The sequence below is a fragment of the Ruania rhizosphaerae genome, assembly GCF_009805705.1.
GTDB lineage: Bacteria > Actinomycetota > Actinomycetes > Actinomycetales > Beutenbergiaceae > Ruania > Ruania rhizosphaerae.
The window spans coordinates 97,020-112,417 of the sequence record NZ_VSMB01000004.1 but is presented as its reverse complement, the minus strand read 5'-3'; the positions used below and the strand labels follow the sequence as shown (position 1 = coordinate 112,417).

Annotated in this window: 16 protein-coding genes; 8 read left to right on the top strand and 8 right to left on the bottom strand. The window is 70.4% G+C overall.

Going from position 1 to position 15,398, the window contains the following annotated elements; genetic code table 11:
- Nucleotides 1-53 precede the first annotated feature (53 nt).
- Complete coding sequence (locus FV560_RS07995) at nucleotides 54-950, top strand: SMP-30/gluconolactonase/LRE family protein (RefSeq protein WP_159620998.1); 897 nt, start codon at nucleotides 54-56, stop codon at nucleotides 948-950.
- Nucleotides 951-1,095: 145 nt separating this feature from the next.
- Here the strand turns inward: FV560_RS07995 and FV560_RS07990 are convergent, their stop codons facing one another.
- The 5 genes from FV560_RS07990 to FV560_RS07970 form a co-directional block, all read right to left on the bottom strand.
- Nucleotides 1,096-1,620, bottom strand: coding sequence for a cyclodeaminase/cyclohydrolase family protein (locus tag FV560_RS07990; protein ID WP_159620997.1), 525 nt, complete (start codon nucleotides 1,618-1,620; stop codon nucleotides 1,096-1,098).
- 5 nt (nucleotides 1,621-1,625) lie between these two features.
- Nucleotides 1,626-2,411 (bottom strand): cysteine hydrolase family protein, encoded by a 786-nt coding sequence (locus FV560_RS07985; protein WP_159620996.1) that lies wholly within the window; start codon nucleotides 2,409-2,411, stop codon nucleotides 1,626-1,628.
- Nucleotides 2,408-4,027: an amidase gene (locus FV560_RS07980; RefSeq protein ID WP_235020000.1), complete on the bottom strand. Its 1,620-nt coding sequence runs from the start codon at nucleotides 4,025-4,027 to the stop codon at nucleotides 2,408-2,410. The genes FV560_RS07985 and FV560_RS07980 overlap by 4 nt, the downstream gene beginning before the upstream one ends.
- Before the next feature lie 177 nt (nucleotides 4,028-4,204).
- Nucleotides 4,205-4,837, bottom strand: a complete 633-nt coding sequence (locus FV560_RS07975) for a pyridoxine/pyridoxamine 5'-phosphate oxidase (RefSeq protein ID WP_159620995.1) — start codon at nucleotides 4,835-4,837, stop codon at nucleotides 4,205-4,207.
- A 99-nt stretch (nucleotides 4,838-4,936) separates the two neighbouring features.
- Nucleotides 4,937-5,560, bottom strand: coding sequence for a helix-turn-helix domain-containing protein (locus FV560_RS07970; protein WP_159620994.1), 624 nt, complete (start codon nucleotides 5,558-5,560; stop codon nucleotides 4,937-4,939).
- Nucleotides 5,561-5,667: 107 nt separating this feature from the next.
- Between FV560_RS07970 and FV560_RS07965 the strand changes: the two genes are divergently transcribed.
- From FV560_RS07965 to FV560_RS07935, 7 genes are all read left to right on the top strand, one after another.
- On the top strand, nucleotides 5,668-6,735 hold the full coding sequence (locus FV560_RS07965; RefSeq protein WP_159620993.1) for an MBL fold metallo-hydrolase: 1,068 nt from the start codon (nucleotides 5,668-5,670) through the stop codon (nucleotides 6,733-6,735).
- Complete coding sequence (locus tag FV560_RS07960; protein WP_200837576.1) at nucleotides 6,732-8,324, top strand: amidohydrolase family protein; 1,593 nt, start codon at nucleotides 6,732-6,734, stop codon at nucleotides 8,322-8,324. The genes FV560_RS07965 and FV560_RS07960 overlap by 4 nt, the downstream gene beginning before the upstream one ends.
- 3 nt (nucleotides 8,325-8,327) lie before the next feature.
- Nucleotides 8,328-9,113 carry an ABC transporter ATP-binding protein gene (locus FV560_RS07955; RefSeq protein ID WP_159620992.1) on the top strand — a complete coding sequence of 262 codons (786 nt, stop codon included), beginning with the start codon at nucleotides 8,328-8,330 and terminating at the stop codon, nucleotides 9,111-9,113.
- Nucleotides 9,110-10,123: an ABC transporter permease gene (locus FV560_RS07950; protein WP_159620991.1), complete on the top strand. Its 1,014-nt coding sequence runs from the start codon at nucleotides 9,110-9,112 to the stop codon at nucleotides 10,121-10,123. Before FV560_RS07955 ends, FV560_RS07950 begins: the two co-directional genes overlap by 4 nt.
- Nucleotides 10,124-10,252: 129 nt before the next feature.
- Nucleotides 10,253-11,446, top strand: coding sequence for a hypothetical protein (locus FV560_RS07945; protein WP_159620990.1), 1,194 nt, complete (start codon nucleotides 10,253-10,255; stop codon nucleotides 11,444-11,446).
- Nucleotides 11,447-11,449: 3 nt separating this feature from the next.
- Nucleotides 11,450-12,802 carry an FAD-binding oxidoreductase gene (locus tag FV560_RS07940; RefSeq protein WP_159620989.1) on the top strand — a complete coding sequence of 451 codons (1,353 nt, stop codon included), beginning with the start codon at nucleotides 11,450-11,452 and terminating at the stop codon, nucleotides 12,800-12,802.
- Entirely contained in the window at nucleotides 12,802-13,578 is a 777-nt protein-coding gene (locus FV560_RS07935) for a creatininase family protein (protein ID WP_159620988.1), read from the top strand. The genes FV560_RS07940 and FV560_RS07935 overlap by 1 nt, the downstream gene beginning before the upstream one ends.
- A gap of 161 nt (nucleotides 13,579-13,739) precedes the next feature.
- Here FV560_RS07935 and FV560_RS20090 read toward each other — a convergent pair whose 3' ends face one another.
- From FV560_RS20090 to FV560_RS07920, 3 genes are all read right to left on the bottom strand, one after another.
- Nucleotides 13,740-13,880: a hypothetical protein gene (locus FV560_RS20090; protein ID WP_200837575.1), complete on the bottom strand. Its 141-nt coding sequence runs from the start codon at nucleotides 13,878-13,880 to the stop codon at nucleotides 13,740-13,742.
- A complete protein-coding gene (locus FV560_RS20085) occupies nucleotides 13,877-14,020 on the bottom strand; it encodes a hypothetical protein (protein WP_200837574.1) in 144 nt (47 codons plus the stop codon). The genes FV560_RS20090 and FV560_RS20085 overlap by 4 nt, the downstream gene beginning before the upstream one ends.
- 252 nt (nucleotides 14,021-14,272) lie before the next feature.
- Entirely contained in the window at nucleotides 14,273-15,391 is a 1,119-nt protein-coding gene (locus tag FV560_RS07920) for an acetamidase/formamidase family protein (protein WP_159620987.1), read from the bottom strand.
- Between the last annotated feature and the right edge of the window lie 7 nt (nucleotides 15,392-15,398).

Here is a 15,398-nt window from a genome sequence, read left to right as displayed (position 1 = left end):
TCGGTGGCCGCAGGATGCGATCGCATCGGCCGTTTCTCTGCCAGGCTGTGTCCATGGTCGAACCGTTCATCGAGTCCGGCGCCGAGCTGCGCCGTCTGTACACCGGCAGTGTCTGGGCTGAAGGCCCGATATGGCTGCCCGGCCCCGAGACCGCCGGACGTGTGCGCTGGAGCGATATCCCCAACAACCGGATCCTCGAACACGACCTGACCTCCGGACGCACCCGCGTCTACTCCTCCGGCGCCGAGTACACCAACGGCCGCACCCGCGATCTGACCGGTGCTGTCGTGCAGTGTTCGCACGGACGGCGCGCGGTGGAACGGGACAGCATCGACGCCACTCCCGCCTCGGTCACCCTGGTCGACTCCTGGCGGGGTCGCCGCCTCAACTCCCCGAATGATGTGGTCGTCGCCTCCGATGGCGCGATCTGGTTCACTGACCCGCCCTACGGCATCCTCACGAACAAGGAGGGCCGCCAGGCACCCCAGGAGTACGACGGTTGCTACGTCTTCCGCTACGACGAGTCCTCCGGCGAACTGACCGCCGTGATCACCGACATGGTCCACCCCAACGGGCTGGCGTTCTCACCGGACGAGAGCACCCTGTACGTCTCCGACACCGGGGAGGGGGCGCGCCACATCCGTGCCTACGACGTGCAGATCCCAGACGGCGGAGCTCCCGTGTGCGGGAACGGCCGGGTGCTGGCCACGGTCCGCCCGGGCGCCTCCGACGGGTTCCGCATCGACACCGAGGGCCGCATCTGGACCTCTGCCGGTGACGGTGTGCAGATCTACTCACCCGAGGGTGATCACCTCGCCACGATCGAGGTGCCGGAGACTGTCTCCAACGTCTGCTTCGGCGGCGAGGACGGACGGGAGCTGTTCATCACCGCCACCACGAGTCTGTACACGATCCGGGTCACCGCGACCGAGGCGCCTCGGCCGGCCTGATCCGACCCGGATTCATCCCTGCCTCACTCAACCCGGCCTGGCCGCGTGCTGTTCCATCCCTCCTGGCCGGACCTGCCGGTCTGTCCTCCTCCCGCCTTGTCCTGTCCCCATCGACCGTCATACGTCGAGTCGCGCAGCCGGCTGCCTAGCTCGACGCATCTGTGTCGTTCCGGTCACCGCCGCCCGCTGCCAGGGTTGCCGCGGCGGTGATCTCACTGGCCCGGATCACCGCACCGGTGAGCTCGGCCGCTACCCCCACATCCGCCCTGACCGCGGCATTGCCGATCACTTCCAGCCGGTCCAGATCGGGCAGCAGGCGGCGCGCCGCCGCACGGCATTCGCTCACCCGGGCGTGGGCGACCTCCACGGCCCGCTCGATCGCGGCATCCCGGTGACGCCGCTCCACCCGCGTGTTCTCCGGCAGCCGGAACGCTTCGGCGAACCGGGCGGAGGCGCGGGCGTCGGCATCGATCAGCTCGGTCGCCTCCTCCTGCACGGCCTCCGCACGGGCGGCGATCGCGCGGCTCTCGTCACAGTCCGGCGCGTAGCGGGCGACCATGCCCGTCAGGGCGGCGGCCAGGGCGAGTGCGGCCGCCGTCGCGGCACCACCCCCGGGGTCGGGACGAGCGGCACCCAGGTCCCCGAGCCACTGCTGATCGAACGCGGTCACGTCGATCAGCCCTGCTCCTGTGCCGCCAGTGCCGCCTCCAGGTGGGACCCGAGAGCCGTGAACCCGAAGCACTGCCGCACGTTGTACACGGTGGCCTGCATGCAGAACTCCGGGCTGGTGGTGCCCACGCCGTCCTCCAGCATCACCACGTCATATCCCAGGTTCGCGGCATCGGTGAGCGTGGCCAGCACGCACTGGTCGGCGTTCACCCCAGCCAGCAGCAGCGTGTCCACCTGCAGATTCCGCAGGATCGAGTCCAACGGCGTGTCCGGGAAGCCGCTCATCCGGTACTTGTCCACGCACACGTCCTCGGGTGCGATCTCGAGCTCGTCCACCACGGCCGCGGCCCAGGCGTCTTTGGTCAGCACCGGGCTTCCGGACGGCGACGTAGTGGAGCCGATGCCGCCGCCGGTGCCGTCGCTGTCGTAAACGTGCCGCACTCCCGGGGGCAGATTCGCCTGGTCGGGCCGGTTCCCCCAGTTGACCCACACCACCGGTACACCGGCCCCGCGCAGCACCGGCAGCAGTCCGGCGATCGGCGCGATCGGCTCACGCGCCCCACTGATGTCAACGCCGATCCCGGCCAGCCACCCCTGCGGGTGGCAGAAGTCGTTCTGCATATCCACCACCACGACGGCGGTCCTCGCCAGGTCCAGCACGATCTGTTGCGGCTGGGCCGGCAGAGTGAGCGGCCGTTCCGGCCGCGGTGGGCGCCGCAGGTCGACAGTGTCCGGGGAGAGTCCCCACCGGTTGCGTGCGAGCGGCGGTGCAGGCAGTGCGGTTGTCGTCATCGTGTCCTTCTTGTCGCCTCGAGGATGTCGAGCAGGCTCAGGTCGCTACCGGGCGGGCCGATCAGGGAGAGCCCACCTGGTGCGGTGCCGACGCGGGCGGTCGGGGCGCTGACCTGCGGGAACCCGGCCAGGGAGGCCAGGCAGGTCAACCGGAGCGTGCCGGCACGGGCGGTGGCGATCTCCTCTTCACTCGCATCCCGCGCGGGAGCGGGAGCGGAGCTCGTGGGGAGAACCAGGGCGGCGTCGTCGAGGAGGTCGCGAAGCTGGTCACGGGCCTGGTCGAGAACGTCACGGGCGGAGGTGACGGCCTGGGCGCTGACCTGTGCCCCGGTCTGGAAGCGCTCGCGCACGGCAGGTTCGAGCGACTCGCCATGGTGGGAGATGAACCCGCCGTGCATCGCCCACGCCTCCGCTTGCTGCACAGTGCGGAATGCCGTGAACCAGGTCTCGAGCTGGTCCGGGTCGACGTGTACCTGGCTGACGTGGGCGGGGATGGCTCGCAGCGCGGCGAGCGTCGCGGTCTGCGTCTCCTCCTCGGCCAGCGCCAGGAGCGACGGGGCGAGGATCAGGCGAGTCACCGCCGTCGGGGCCGACGTGGGTAGCAGCGCGGCCGATGCGGCGCGCAGGGTGGCGAGGTCGCGGGTGAGCACGCCCACGGTGTCGAAGGAGGGGGCGAGGCCGAGCAGGCCGCGGCGAGGGACGTCGTCGTGAGTGGTGCGCAGGCCGTATAGGCCGCAATAGGCGGCCGGCACCCTGATCGAGCCGGCGGTGTCGGTGCCGAGTCCGATGGTGGCGGCACCGGTGGCCACGGCGGCCGCCGGACCACTGGTGGAGCCACCGGGGATGCGGCCGGGGGCGGCGGGGTTGGGAGGCGTGCCGTAATGGATGTTGGTGCCGGCGAGGGAGAACGCCAGTTCGTCGGTGTGGGCGATGCCGATCACGTCGGCCCCGGCCCGCGTGAGGAGATCCACGGCGGCAGCGTTGCGCGGCTCCGTTCCGGCCTGGGCGAGCCAGGCCGGCGTCCCGCCGCCGATCTGCTGCCCGGCGACGGCGAACAGATCCTTGACGGCGACGCTCGCCCCGGTCAGGGGTCCTCCGGGCCTGCCGGAGACGAGCGGGGTCGATCCGGGAGGAACCCGCCAGATGGTCGAGTCGGACCCGGAGAGGAGCCGGATCGTCGCGGCACGCCACTCCTCGCTGGGCCCGTCGCTGGAGACGTGCGCGGCGGTGATCTGCCACCGGCCGTCGAGAAGTTCCCAGACTTGCGTCTGCACTCCGGTCGAGCCCGTGGGGCGAACGGATTCGGCCACCACCAGTGTGCACCCGGTGCCGAGGTCGCGTAGGTGCACGCGCGTGAGCCGGCGCCGTGGTGCCCCGCCGCGGGTGGCGCGCATCTGGGCGATGTGGGAGTGACCGACCAGGGTGGCGCCGCCGGTGGATCGCAGTGTGGTGGTGCTCTCGGCGAAGAGGTCGTCCAGTGCGCTGACGTCGTCAGCCATCAGTGCGGTCTCGTAGCGCCAGAACGCTCGCTCCAGCTCCCGGTCGGGCCAGGCCGGGTGCGGTTCGAGGGGCTCCTCGAGCGGGCTCGGTGGGTCGGCAATCATGGTGGTGCTCACCTTCCCGACGCTAACCCCGGGTGTTGACCGGGCGAACATCGGATACGAAGTTCTTACCTGCGTGAAACACCAGGGTTGCTGGCGCCCGGTGCGGGGCGGTTCGGCGTGCGCAGCCGACACAGATGCGTGGGGCGCGGTCCGATGGTGCCGCAGACCGACGGACCCGTGTCGAGCCGGTCACGGCAGGGTGTCCACGACGCGCCACTTTTCGCTCGGGGACGCCGCGGTACCCGCGGTCTCGCTGTGGGTGAAGCGGGTCTTGGTCGGGGGTGTGTCCTCGGTGCCGGCCCGCCAGAAGTCGATCCGCCAGGGCGAGAGCTCCAGGGTGGTCCAACCCGTAGGCCGGGTAAGAGGTTCGCGCGCCGCGGCGGCGTCGAAGCGCTCCCGGATCCGGGTCTGATCGACCTCCCCGTCCGTTCCGGGCCCCTGGGGCGCCAGATCCTCATACGCCCAGGCCACGAGCTGCAGCTGCCGGGGTCGGGTGGGGTAGGCGGCGTCGGAGACCTCGGTCGGGAGCTCGCGGGCGGTACCGGTCAGGATCACCTGCCGGCCGAGGGCCGGCCAGTGGAAGACCGCGCTGACGCGGGGGTTGGCAGCGATGTCCTCGGTCTTCGTGGTCGGGGTCGAGGAGTGGAACCGGAGGCCCTGGTGGTCGATCTGGGTGACGAGCACCGTCCTGGCGTGTGGGGCGCCTGCGGCATCGGCGGTCGCGAGCGTCATCGTGCTCGGCAGCGGGAGGCCGGCGGCCTCGGCTTCGGCGACCCAGCGGTCGAGGATCGGTAGCGGGGCGCCGGTGAGGTTCTCGGGCACGTGCTCTCCTTGGATGCAGGGGGATGAGGGAATGCTGAGGTGCAGGTGAGTGCCCCGCACGCGCCGGAGTGTGATCCGGATGCAGGGCCAGGTCGTTCGTCAGGCGCTCTTGGGTCCGTCCGGTGTGTGCACCACCAGCACCACGCTCGGGTCCGGCCCGTGCCGGCGGAACCGGTGGTCGGTCTCGCCGGCGTAGCCGATCGAGTCCCGGGGGCCGAGGGTGGTGATGGTCGAGATGCCCTGTTCGTCGAGGATCTCGACGTCGATCGAGCCGGAGACCACGTAGAGCAGCTCATGGCGGGTGTGGCGGAAGAACTCCTCGAACTGTGGCGGTGCGCCGAGGAACTCGGTGACGCCGGTGCCGCTGGGTGTCTGCATCAGCAGCCGTGCCCCGCCGGAGTCGACGTCGACCAGCGGCGCCGAGCTGCCGCGTTGCACCTCATCCGAGGGTGGCCGGGCGGCGGCCAGTAGCTCCTGCTGCGTGGTGCCCAACGCCTGCGCGATATGGAACAGCGAACGCATCGAGGGCCGGGCACGGCCGTGCTCAAGCTGGGAGAGGAACGGGTGGGAGAGGCCGCTGGCGGCACCGACCTGCACGAGGGTCATCCCGCGCTCCTTCCGCGCGGTGCGGATGGCGGCGCCGAGCAGCACATCGGCTTCCGACTGTTTCGTCGGTTGTCTCCTACGCGTTCTGCGCGGGCTCTTCGGCGCGGTCGTCGTCATGTTCACACATCCGGTGCTGATCGGTTACGCCAGCGAAATAGTCGCTGCTTACGTTGCTCGATGTTACCCACATCAACATTTCGAGTCGGAAGTACCCGGGAGGTGGCATGCAGGTTCAGACAACCAGCTCGTGCGTCGAGGCGATGAGCGGCTGGTATCCGGCCGGCTCAGCGGACGTGTCGAGTTCAGGAGCCGGCACCCCTCGTGGCCACCGCACCCAACCCGCCGTGATCCCCGAGCCGGAGGGCCAGATCGCGATGTCCCGACCTGCCGGCCACGCCCGTGCCGCCGACTGGTTCGACGTCCGCGACCTCGGGGGCGGGCATCTGATCGCCGAACCCGGCCACGTCAACAGCTATCTCCTCACCGGCCGCGAACGAGCCCTTCTCATCGACTCCGGGATGGGCATCGCACCGATCAGCGAGATCGTCGCCGATCTGACGACACTGCCGGTACTGGTGGTCTCCACCCACGCGCACGCCGATCACCGCGGCGGCCACGCCGATCTCGCCCGCGCCCACCGTGAGGGCCGGCTGGAGGTATCCGGCTTCGCCGCCCACCCTGCCTCCCAGCTCACCGAGGTCGACGCCGCCTTCCTGGCCCGCTACGCCCGGGTGATGCGCGAGGTCGTGGCCGAGCACCACACGCTGCGCGAGATCGACGACCAGTCCTTCTTCGCGCTGACTGGCCTGCCGCGGATGCGGGACCTGCCCGACCTGCGTCGCTGGCAGATCCCGGCCACCCCAGCCAGCGTCCCCCTCGCTGACGGGCAGCGGATCGACCTCGGTGGCCGCATCGTGACGATCCTGCACACACCCGGTCACGCACCGGACGCCCTGAGTGTCTGGGAGGAATCCACCGGCACCCTCGTCACCGGCGACACAGTGCTCAGTGCCGCTCACTGGTTGCACGGAGCTGACGCTGATCTGACGGCGTTCGCCACCTCCACCGCCCGCCTCGCCACCCTCGGGGCACAGCGGGCGCTGGTCGCGCACAACCTGCGTCCGGAGATGCCTGGAAGCCACGTCCGGACGGTGGCCGCGGCGGCTGCGGCCGTTCTCGACGGCGTCACTCGCCCCGAGCCGGGCCGTGACCTACTCGGGGGGCGGGCCTGGCGGCACGAGCACGACGGCGTCGTGATCCTGACCGATGCGACGTCCGGAGGGTCACGATGACCGGCCCTGTGACCGGCCCTGTGACCGGCCCCGCGACCGGCCCTGTGACCGGCCCCGTCTCGATGGGAGCGCCGGACGCATGGGCGGATCTGACCGGGACCACCGTCACGAGCCTGCGCGGGGTGCGCCTGCTCGACGGCACGATCGCCGACCTGACCCTCGCCGGTGGCACGATCGCCGCGGTCACACCTGCAGGCGCCGGGCCTGAGGCGGTGGCTGGGCGCGGTGCAGCCACGGCGGTGGGTGACACGCGTGATCTCGCGGGCGCGTCCACGGACCGATGTGCACCCGGAACGTCCGAGCCGGCCGGAGCCCTCGACGCCACCGGGTGGCGGCTCGTCCCGGCCGCGAGCGAACCCCACGCTCACCTCGACAAGGCGCTGACGGCGAACCGGATCCCGCCCGGGACCGGGCACGACCTGGTCGGGGCAATCGACGCCTGGCGGTCCATCACCCCGACCATTGACGCCGGTGACATCACTACCCGCGCACGGGCCGCCGTCGGGCGCTATCTCGCCCGCGGCATCACCACGGTGCGCACGCACGTGGACGTTCACATGACGGGCGACCCGCTGCGCGGGGTGGACGCCCTGGTGGCCCTGCGCGAACAGCTACGCGGAACGCTCACGCTGCAGGTGTGCCTGCTCGCGGGTGAGCATGCCTCGGACGCGGTGGTCGCCGAGGCTGTCGACCACGGCATCGACGTGATCGGTGGCTGCCCGCACCTGGCCAGTGATCCGCGGCACGAGACCACCCGCATGCTCGACCTCGCCGAACGGACCGGCCTGCCCGTCGACCTGCACACCGATGAGCAGACCACCCTCGACGAGCACGCCGGAGGCGGCGGCATTGCTGACATCGTTGACATTGCCGACCTCGCCCAGCAGGTGCTCGCCCGGGGGCTGGCCCAGCGCGTCACAGCCAGCCACTGCGTGCGCCTGGGCTCCCTGCCCCCGGCGGATCTCGCCCCCGTGCTCGACGTGGTGGCGCGCGCGGGCCTGGGGGTCGTCGCGCTCCCGATCACCAACCTCTACCTGCAGGGCTGGCAGGACACCCACCTCATCCCCCGCGGGATCGCACCGCTGCGGGCGATCCTCGACGCCGGCATCGACCTGGCCGCCGGGGCGGACAACCTGCGGGACCCGTTCAACCCGGTCGGGCGGGCCGACCCCTTCGAGACCACCTCGCTGCTCGTGAGCGCCGGGCACCTGCGCCCGGAGGAGGCGCTTGCGGCGGTCACCACCTCCGCCCGGACTGTGCTCGGCCTGCCACCGGTGGGTGCCACACCCGGTGCGGCTGCCGACTTCCTGCTGGTACCCGATGCCGACCTCGGGGACGTGATCGCGGGCGGGACCACCGCGCGCGTCGTGGTCTCCGGCGGCCGGGTGGTGGCCGACACCCGGGTGCGCAGCTCCCTCGATCACCCTGCCCTCGTCGAGCCTCCCCCCGACCACAGAGCGTCCGAGGACAGAGCGCCCCACCACCCAGCACCTCACCCCGCAGTGCCCACGCCGGCTCTGGCTGCCACGGCAACCACAGCAACCACGTCATCCACCCCCACCCGTCGCCCCACCCCGATCGGAAGGTGACCCATGACTGCCCCGACCGCTTCCGCCCCCGCTCCCACCGCCTCACAACCGGACTCCATGACCCGCACCCTGGTGCTCGACGGCGTCTCCAAGCAGTTCGCCACCGGCACTGTGGCGCTCACCGACGTCGACCTGCACCTGCGCTCGGGGGACTTCGTCACCGTGGTCGGCCCCTCCGGCTGCGGTAAGTCCACGCTGCTGCGGCTGGCCTCCGGCCTCGACGACGTCACCGAGGGGACCGTCGAGGTCAACGCCCACGCGACCAGCTACGTCTTCCAGGAAGCGACGCTGCTGGAGTGGCGCACCGCCGCCAAGAACGTCGAACTGGCCGACGAACTGCGCGGACTGCCGACCTCCCAACGCCGTTCCAGAGCCCAGGAGGTCCTCGATCTGGTGGGCCTGACGGGCTTCGAGAAGCAGTTCCCCCGCCAGCTCTCGGGCGGGATGCGCATGCGCGTCTCCATCGCCCGGGCGCTGGTGACCGACCCCGATCTGGCGCTCTTCGACGAACCCTTCGGCGCTCTCGACGAGATCACCCGGCTACGGATGCAGACCGAGTTGCAGCGGATCTTCCAGCTGAAGAAGTTCGCCGGCCTGTTCATCACCCACTCCGTGTCCGAAGCCGTGTACCTGTCCACCCGCGTGATCGTGATGAGCGGACGGCCCGGCCAGGTCGTCGCCGACATCCCCATCCCCTGGGACTACCCCCGCCCGCCGGAACTGCGCTACTCATCCGAGTTCGCCGCCCTCACCGGCGAGGTCTCCACCGCACTGGGAGAGCACTCATGACCGCCACCCACGCACGTACCCAGCACCCATCAGCCGAGCACGCACCGGCAACTCCGGCGAGCGACCAGTCGCAGCAGTCCAGCGAGTCCGACCGCCTCAACCAGAGCCGTGTCGGCAACGATCGCCCCGTCGGAGTCCCCGGCCCGGCCACCCGCCCCAGTGCTCCTGAGGTGGAGGCACGCACTCTCGGCACGGCATCCACGACCGCCGTCCCCGGACCTCCCCGGTGGCGAGCCGCACTCGGCAAGGCGGCCCCGATCCTGCTCGCCCTCGCCGGGATCGCGGCCATCTGGTACCTCGTCTCCTACCTCCTGCTGCCGGCCGAGCAACGGTTCCTGCTCCCGCCCCCGCACGAGGCGTTCGGGAACACGGCCACCAACCCGGCTGTGATGACTCCGATGCTCGAGGCACTCGGGCGCAGTGTGTCGGTGGCGATGATCGGACTGGTGATCGCGGTCGCCGTCGGGATCGGCTACGCCGTGCTGATGTCCTCGGCCGGGTGGGCCGAACGGATCCTCTATCCCTACGCCGTCATCCTGCAGACCATCCCCATCCTCGCCCTGGTGCCGCTCATCGGCATCTGGTTCGGCTACGGGCTCGGTGCCCGGGTGATCGTGTGCGTGATCATCGCGTTGTTCCCGATGATCTCCAACACCCTGTTCGGGCTGCAGTCGGCCAGTGCCGCCAGCCACGACCTGTTCACTCTGAACAAGGCCACCGCACTGCAGCGCCTGACCAAGCTGAAGTTCCCCGCCGCCCTGCCGTCGATCTTCACCGGGCTGCGCAACGCGGCCGGGCTGTCGGTGATCGGCGCGCTGGTCGGCGACTACTTCTTCCAGCAGGGCCCCGTGGGCATTGGCGGACTGCTGCGCACCTACACGCTGCGGATCCAGATGGACGCCCTGTTCACCGCTATCGCGCTGACAGCCGTGTTCGGCGTGGCGGTCTTCACGCTCTTCGCCGTGCTGGACCGGCTCGTCATCGGCCGTTGGTACGGCCAGCGACAGTAGGCGTCCGGCGACGGCGGAGCCCGCACCCCCGCACCAGTCTCACCTGTTCCTGGCCCACCTGGGCGCGACCGCCCGGGTAGCCGCAGACCTCCAACCCCGTCCCTTCCCTCCTCCGAAAGCGAGATCCCCATGAAGCGACACCTCCTCCTGTCCGCGACCACCGCAGCCGGCCTGCTCGCCCTCACCGCCTGCAGCGGCAGCAGCGATGCCACCGAACCCAGTGACACCGGTGCCGGGGACGTAGCCACCGGCACCACCGCAGCCGAGGCGGGCAGTGCACTCGACCTGGCGGGCGTCTGCCCGGCCACCGTGGTCATGCAGCAGGACTGGCAGCCCGAGGCCGAGCACGGCGCCATGTACCAGCTGGTGGGGCCCGACTACGAGATCGACACCGAGAACAAGTCCGTCAGCGGTTCACTCGTGGTCGACGGCACCGACACCGGGGTCGACATCGAGGTGCGGCCGGGCGGCCCGAACGTCGGTTTCCAGCCCGTTCCGGCGCTGATGTACCTGGATGAGGACATCACCTTCGGTGCGGTCAACACCGATGCCGCCATCGCTGCGCACGAAGCGCAGCCCACGGTGGCGGTCACCTCGCAGATGACCTATAGCCCGCAGATCCTCATGTGGGACCCCGAGACCTATCCGGGCGCGACCACCATCGAAGAGGTCACCAGTCAGGGAGCCGTGGTGGTCACCTCCGGCGATGTGATCCCGGCGCTGCTCGCCGAGACCGTCGGCTTCGACCTCGCCCAGTCCGACACCAGCTACGAGGGCACCCCGGCGCGGTTCGTCTCCGACACCACGATCATGCAGCAGGGATTCGCCACCGCCGAGCCCTACATCTACGAGAACGAGATCGCCGAATGGGGCCGCCCGGTGGGCTACCAGCTGATGAGCGAGGTCGGCTTCTCGATCTACCCCGAGCCGCTGGCCGTGCGCGCCGACAAGCTGGAGGAGCTCTCGCCGTGCCTGGAGCTGCTCGTGCCGATCATGCAGCAGTCCCAGATCGACTATCTCGACGATCCCGAGTCCACGAACGAACTGATCGTCGAGCTCGTGGAGGCCTACGACCTCTCCTGGTCCTACTCCGCCGGGGTCGCGACCTTCTCCGCGCAGGCCCAGCTGGATGAAGGGATCGTCACCGACGATCCGGCCTCCGGTGTCTTCGGCCAGCTCGACCCCGACCGGATGGCGGAGATCGTCGACACCTTCGCCCCGCTGCTGGAGGCGCAGGGCACCATCACCGACGCCTCGGCGGTGGACCCCGAGGCGTTGTACACGAACGAGTTCATCGACACCTCGATCTCGATGGGGGAGTGACACATGACAGAGCGCACCATCGCCGAGCGCACCGCCCGACTGGCCGACCTCCTCGCCCTCGAGCTGGGACCGGACGCCGTCTCCACCGATCCCGAACTGGTCCGGAAGGTCTCCTCGGACTGGTCGAAGATGTCGCCGATCCTGGCCGAGAAGGTGCCCGCCGGGCGCTATCTGGCTGATCTGGTGGTGCGGCCCAGCACACCGGAGGAGGTGCCGGTCATCCTGGCGCTCGCCTACGACGCCCGCGTCCCGGTCACCCCCCGGGGTGCCGGGACCGGGAACTACGGGCAGCTGACCCCCTTCGACGGCGGGATCACCCTCGACCTGCGAGGGCTGGACCACATCGCCGTGGAGGGCGATCTGGTCCGGGCCGGTGCGGGTGCCAAGCTCACCGCCATCGATGCCGCGGGCCGGGCCGCCGGGCGTGACATCTGGATGTTCCCCTCCACCAAGGGCTCCACCATCGGCGGCTTCCTCGGTGGCGGCAGCGCCGGCACCGGCACCATCGCCCGGGGGACCACCGGCGATGGCTGGGTGGAAGCCCTGACCGTGGCGCCGATGGACGGCAGCGGACGCTCCGTCGTCGTGACGGGCGAAGAAACCCAGGCCTACATTCACGCCTACGGCGTGACCGGCGTGATCACCGAGGCGGTCGTGCGCACCGACCCCGCGCAGGAGTGGGTGGCGATCTACGCCGCGCTGCCCGCCTACGAGGCGCTGGTCTCGGTGCACCGATCGCTCCTCGACCTGCCGGTCCTGCCGCGACTGGCCTCCGGAGATGAACCGGCGTTGGTGGCCACGCTGCCCGCGGACGTGGAACTGGACCCGGCCTCCTACAGTCTGCGGGTGATCGCCGAGGTCTCCACGGCCGGTGAGATCGGCCGCCGTGTGCGGGCCGCCGGCGGTGAGGTGGTCGGTGTGCTGGAGGACTATGCCGCCACCGACAAGCTCTCCTCCCAGTCCTACAACCACCCGATCTACTACTGGCAGAAGGAGGTCGGCGAGCCCACCTGCTTCCACCTGGAGACCGGCGGGACGGTCCTGTGGGACGACCCGGACGCCGTCCGGGCGGTCTACGGGCCGAGCACCCGGCTGCACCTGGAGCTGATGGGCAGCCAGCCACTGGCGATGGTGGTGGCCGACTACGAGAGCGAGGAGCAGGTGCTCGCGGGTATCCCGCGGCTGGAGGCGACCGGGCTCGGGGTGCACTCCCCGCACCAGTGGTACGTCGACCGCAACGTGGACTTGGTGCTCGAGACCGTGAAGCGCACCGATCCGCGCGGCCTGCTCAATCCCGGCAAGCTCGACACCTCGCTCGCCCGGCCCGATACCCGCACCACGATCGGAGCCCGCTGATGCCCGCACCCCGCTTCATCGACCTGACGTTCCCGGAGGTTGCGCACCTGCCGGAGGACACCGTGGCGGTGCTCCCGCTCGGGGCGATCGAGCAGCATGGCCCGCACCTGCCGGTCTCGACCGACTACGTGACCGCCACCTCGGCCGCCGAAGCAGCGGTGGCGGAGGTGGCCGAGGCCGGTACGGCGCCGGTGGTCCTGCTGGAGGGGCTGGCCTACACCAAGTCCGATGAGCACCACTGGGCGCCCGGCACGATCTGGCTCTCCTGGGACACGCTCATGCGAACCCTGGTGGACATCGGGCGCTCGCTGCAGACCTCCGGGATCACCCGGTTGGTGTTCGTCAACGGGCACGGTGGGAACTCGGCGCTCGGGCAGGTGGCGTGCCGGGAGCTGCGGCGCCAGTTCGGGCTGGCGACGTTCTTCGCGCACCTGTCGGTGCCGGGGGATCAGGTGCGGGACGTCTCCAACCCGCACGAACTGGGCCTGGGCATCCATGGCGGGCACAGCGAGACGTCCCTGATGCTGCACCTGCGCCCCGAGTTGGTGAAGATGGACCGCGCCGTGCGGCGGGTGCCCGAACAGTTGACCGCCTATGAGCAGATCGGGTTCGGCAAGCCTGTCAGCTTCGGGTGGCTCTCGGACGATTTCGGGCCCGACGGTCACATCGGCGATCCGACCACCGCCACTGCCGACGCCGGCAAGGTGCTGTTCGAGGCCGGGGTGCAGCGATTGGCTGCCGCGATCGTGGAGGCGAGTACCTTCCGGGTCCGTTGAGGGGCGGGCCGAACTGCACCTTGGGCGAGAACGCGAGCACCTGCGAGAGCCTTGCCCCAGAACCGAACACCGACCAGAACCTCGCCCCGGGTGAGGTTGTGGTCGGTGTGGGGCCGATCATCGACGGCAGGTTCACCCGGGGGTGAAGTTGTGGTCGGTAGTCAGTCCTCGGTGAGCACGATGCGTTCGCCGTCGAAGTCGTCGGCCATGTAGGCGTCGTAGCCCAAGGAAACGAGATGCTCGGCCTGAGCCCCGAACCTGGCCAGGTCGGCGAGGTATCGAGCGGTCTTGTCGTCGTTCACAGCGGCACTGCCTCGCTCCGTGCTCGCTCGCCGACAGGGCTCCGGGCACAGTCGGAGACGATGTCCACGCGTACGCCCAGCGTGCTCTCGAGCTCTTCGACCAGGAGCACCTTGTCGAAGATGTCGAAGCCATCGGGCACGGCCACGAGTATCGAACCCGAGACGCAACTGCCTTGCGGGACTGTCGTCGTCGAGATCTTCGATCCAGGTCGCCCACGTCGCAGCCTGGATCGCGTCCTCGGGATCGATACCGTGCTTGCGAGCAGACGGGTGGACTCTCACGTGGAGGCCAAGGCCTCTCGGATCACCTCAGAGCGAGATGTGCCTTCGCGTTCGGCGCGTGCTGGTGTGGTCAACCCTCGTGGGTGTGCGATCCCGAGTGGTCCAGGGCCTCAGAGCTCGGCCAAATCGGCCTTCCGGATCTTTCCGTGCACTCCGCACACCCGGTCCACCACCTGCGAGACTGCGAAGTCCCCGGCCGCTGAGAGGTAGGCGTAGGCGTGCGCGGTATCCATCCCGCGGGCAGTCAACAATGTCAGTGCCGAGCGCACGCACGCCCGCATCGCCTCGTCCAGATCGGTATCCAGCCCCACGGGAACCAGCAGGTCGGGCGTCTCAGCCCAGATCATCGGCGGGTGCGGCAAGGACTCGGCCGGGATCACCTCGAAGCGCAGCCGCGCGCGCAACGGCGCCTCGAACGCCGTCAGTGCCACCTCGCCGTCGCCCTGCGCGAAGTGCGGATCGCCCACGTAGGCCAGCGCACCGGGCGCCTGCACCGGCAGGTACAGCGTCGACCCGGCCGTGAGCAGGGAGATGTCCAGGTTGCCGCCGTGCAGTCCAGGCGGCACTGAATGCGCGCGCTCCGACCCGGCCGTCGCCACCCCCATCGTGCCGAGGAACGGTCGCAGCGGGAAGTGCACCGTGGCCTCGCTCCCGGCGCTCGCCGCCATATAGCCGTACGTCGTCGCACCTGAGCTTCCGGGGCCCGTCCAGCACGGCACCGAGACGACGTCCTTGCCCCCGGCCGGGAGCTCCTCCGGCAGTGCACCGCGCCCGTGCCGGTTGGAGACCAGCCCGTAGCCGCAGCGCAGCGCCAGATCCAGCACCGTGATCGCCAGCACGTCCCCGGGCCGGGCTCCCCGCACGTGTACCGGCCCGGTCACCACGTGCGGACCCTGGGTCGCAGGGTCGTGCGGGACCGTCGCCGCGATCTCGACCGCATCGGTCAGCACCCGCTCCGACGGCACGCCCAGGCCTGCGAAGTAGGCGAGCGGGTCGCGCCCCTGATCCTCCAGGATTCCCTCGTGCGAGACCGTGTCGATCACGAGCTCCTCGCCCGGGTCGACCTCGACGACGGCCCTGTCAGTCCCGCACGGAAGCTCGCCCCACAGGACGGTCGCCGGGGTTGCCGGCAGGTAGCCCGGGCGTGGTGGGCCCGGTTGCAGGACGGGAGGGCCGCCGTCGGGAATCCGGGCGGACGGGGCGGCGATGGCGGGTGGGGAGGCGGGCATCCGCGTT

Excerpts from the sequence above, each read along its gene's own strand:
- FV560_RS07960 (WP_200837576.1), top strand. The coding sequence starts at position 6,732 with ATGACCGGCCCTGTGACCGGCCCTGTGACCGGCCCCGCGACCGGCCCT.
- FV560_RS07950 (WP_159620991.1), top strand. The coding sequence starts at position 9,110 with ATGACCGCCACCCACGCACGTACCCAGCACCCATCAGCCGAGCACGCA.
- FV560_RS07985 (WP_159620996.1), bottom strand. The coding sequence starts at position 2,411 with ATGACGACAACCGCACTGCCTGCACCGCCGCTCGCACGCAACCGGTGG.
- FV560_RS07965 (WP_159620993.1), top strand. The coding sequence starts at position 5,668 with ATGCAGGTTCAGACAACCAGCTCGTGCGTCGAGGCGATGAGCGGCTGG.
- FV560_RS07970 (WP_159620994.1), bottom strand. The coding sequence starts at position 5,560 with ATGACGACGACCGCGCCGAAGAGCCCGCGCAGAACGCGTAGGAGACAA.
- FV560_RS07955 (WP_159620992.1), top strand. The coding sequence starts at position 8,328 with ATGACTGCCCCGACCGCTTCCGCCCCCGCTCCCACCGCCTCACAACCG.
- FV560_RS07995 (WP_159620998.1), top strand. The coding sequence starts at position 54 with ATGGTCGAACCGTTCATCGAGTCCGGCGCCGAGCTGCGCCGTCTGTAC.
- FV560_RS07945 (WP_159620990.1), top strand. The coding sequence starts at position 10,253 with ATGAAGCGACACCTCCTCCTGTCCGCGACCACCGCAGCCGGCCTGCTC.
- FV560_RS07920 (WP_159620987.1), bottom strand. The coding sequence starts at position 15,391 with ATGCCCGCCTCCCCACCCGCCATCGCCGCCCCGTCCGCCCGGATTCCC.
- FV560_RS07935 (WP_159620988.1), top strand. The coding sequence starts at position 12,802 with ATGCCCGCACCCCGCTTCATCGACCTGACGTTCCCGGAGGTTGCGCAC.
- FV560_RS07940 (WP_159620989.1), top strand. The coding sequence starts at position 11,450 with ATGACAGAGCGCACCATCGCCGAGCGCACCGCCCGACTGGCCGACCTC.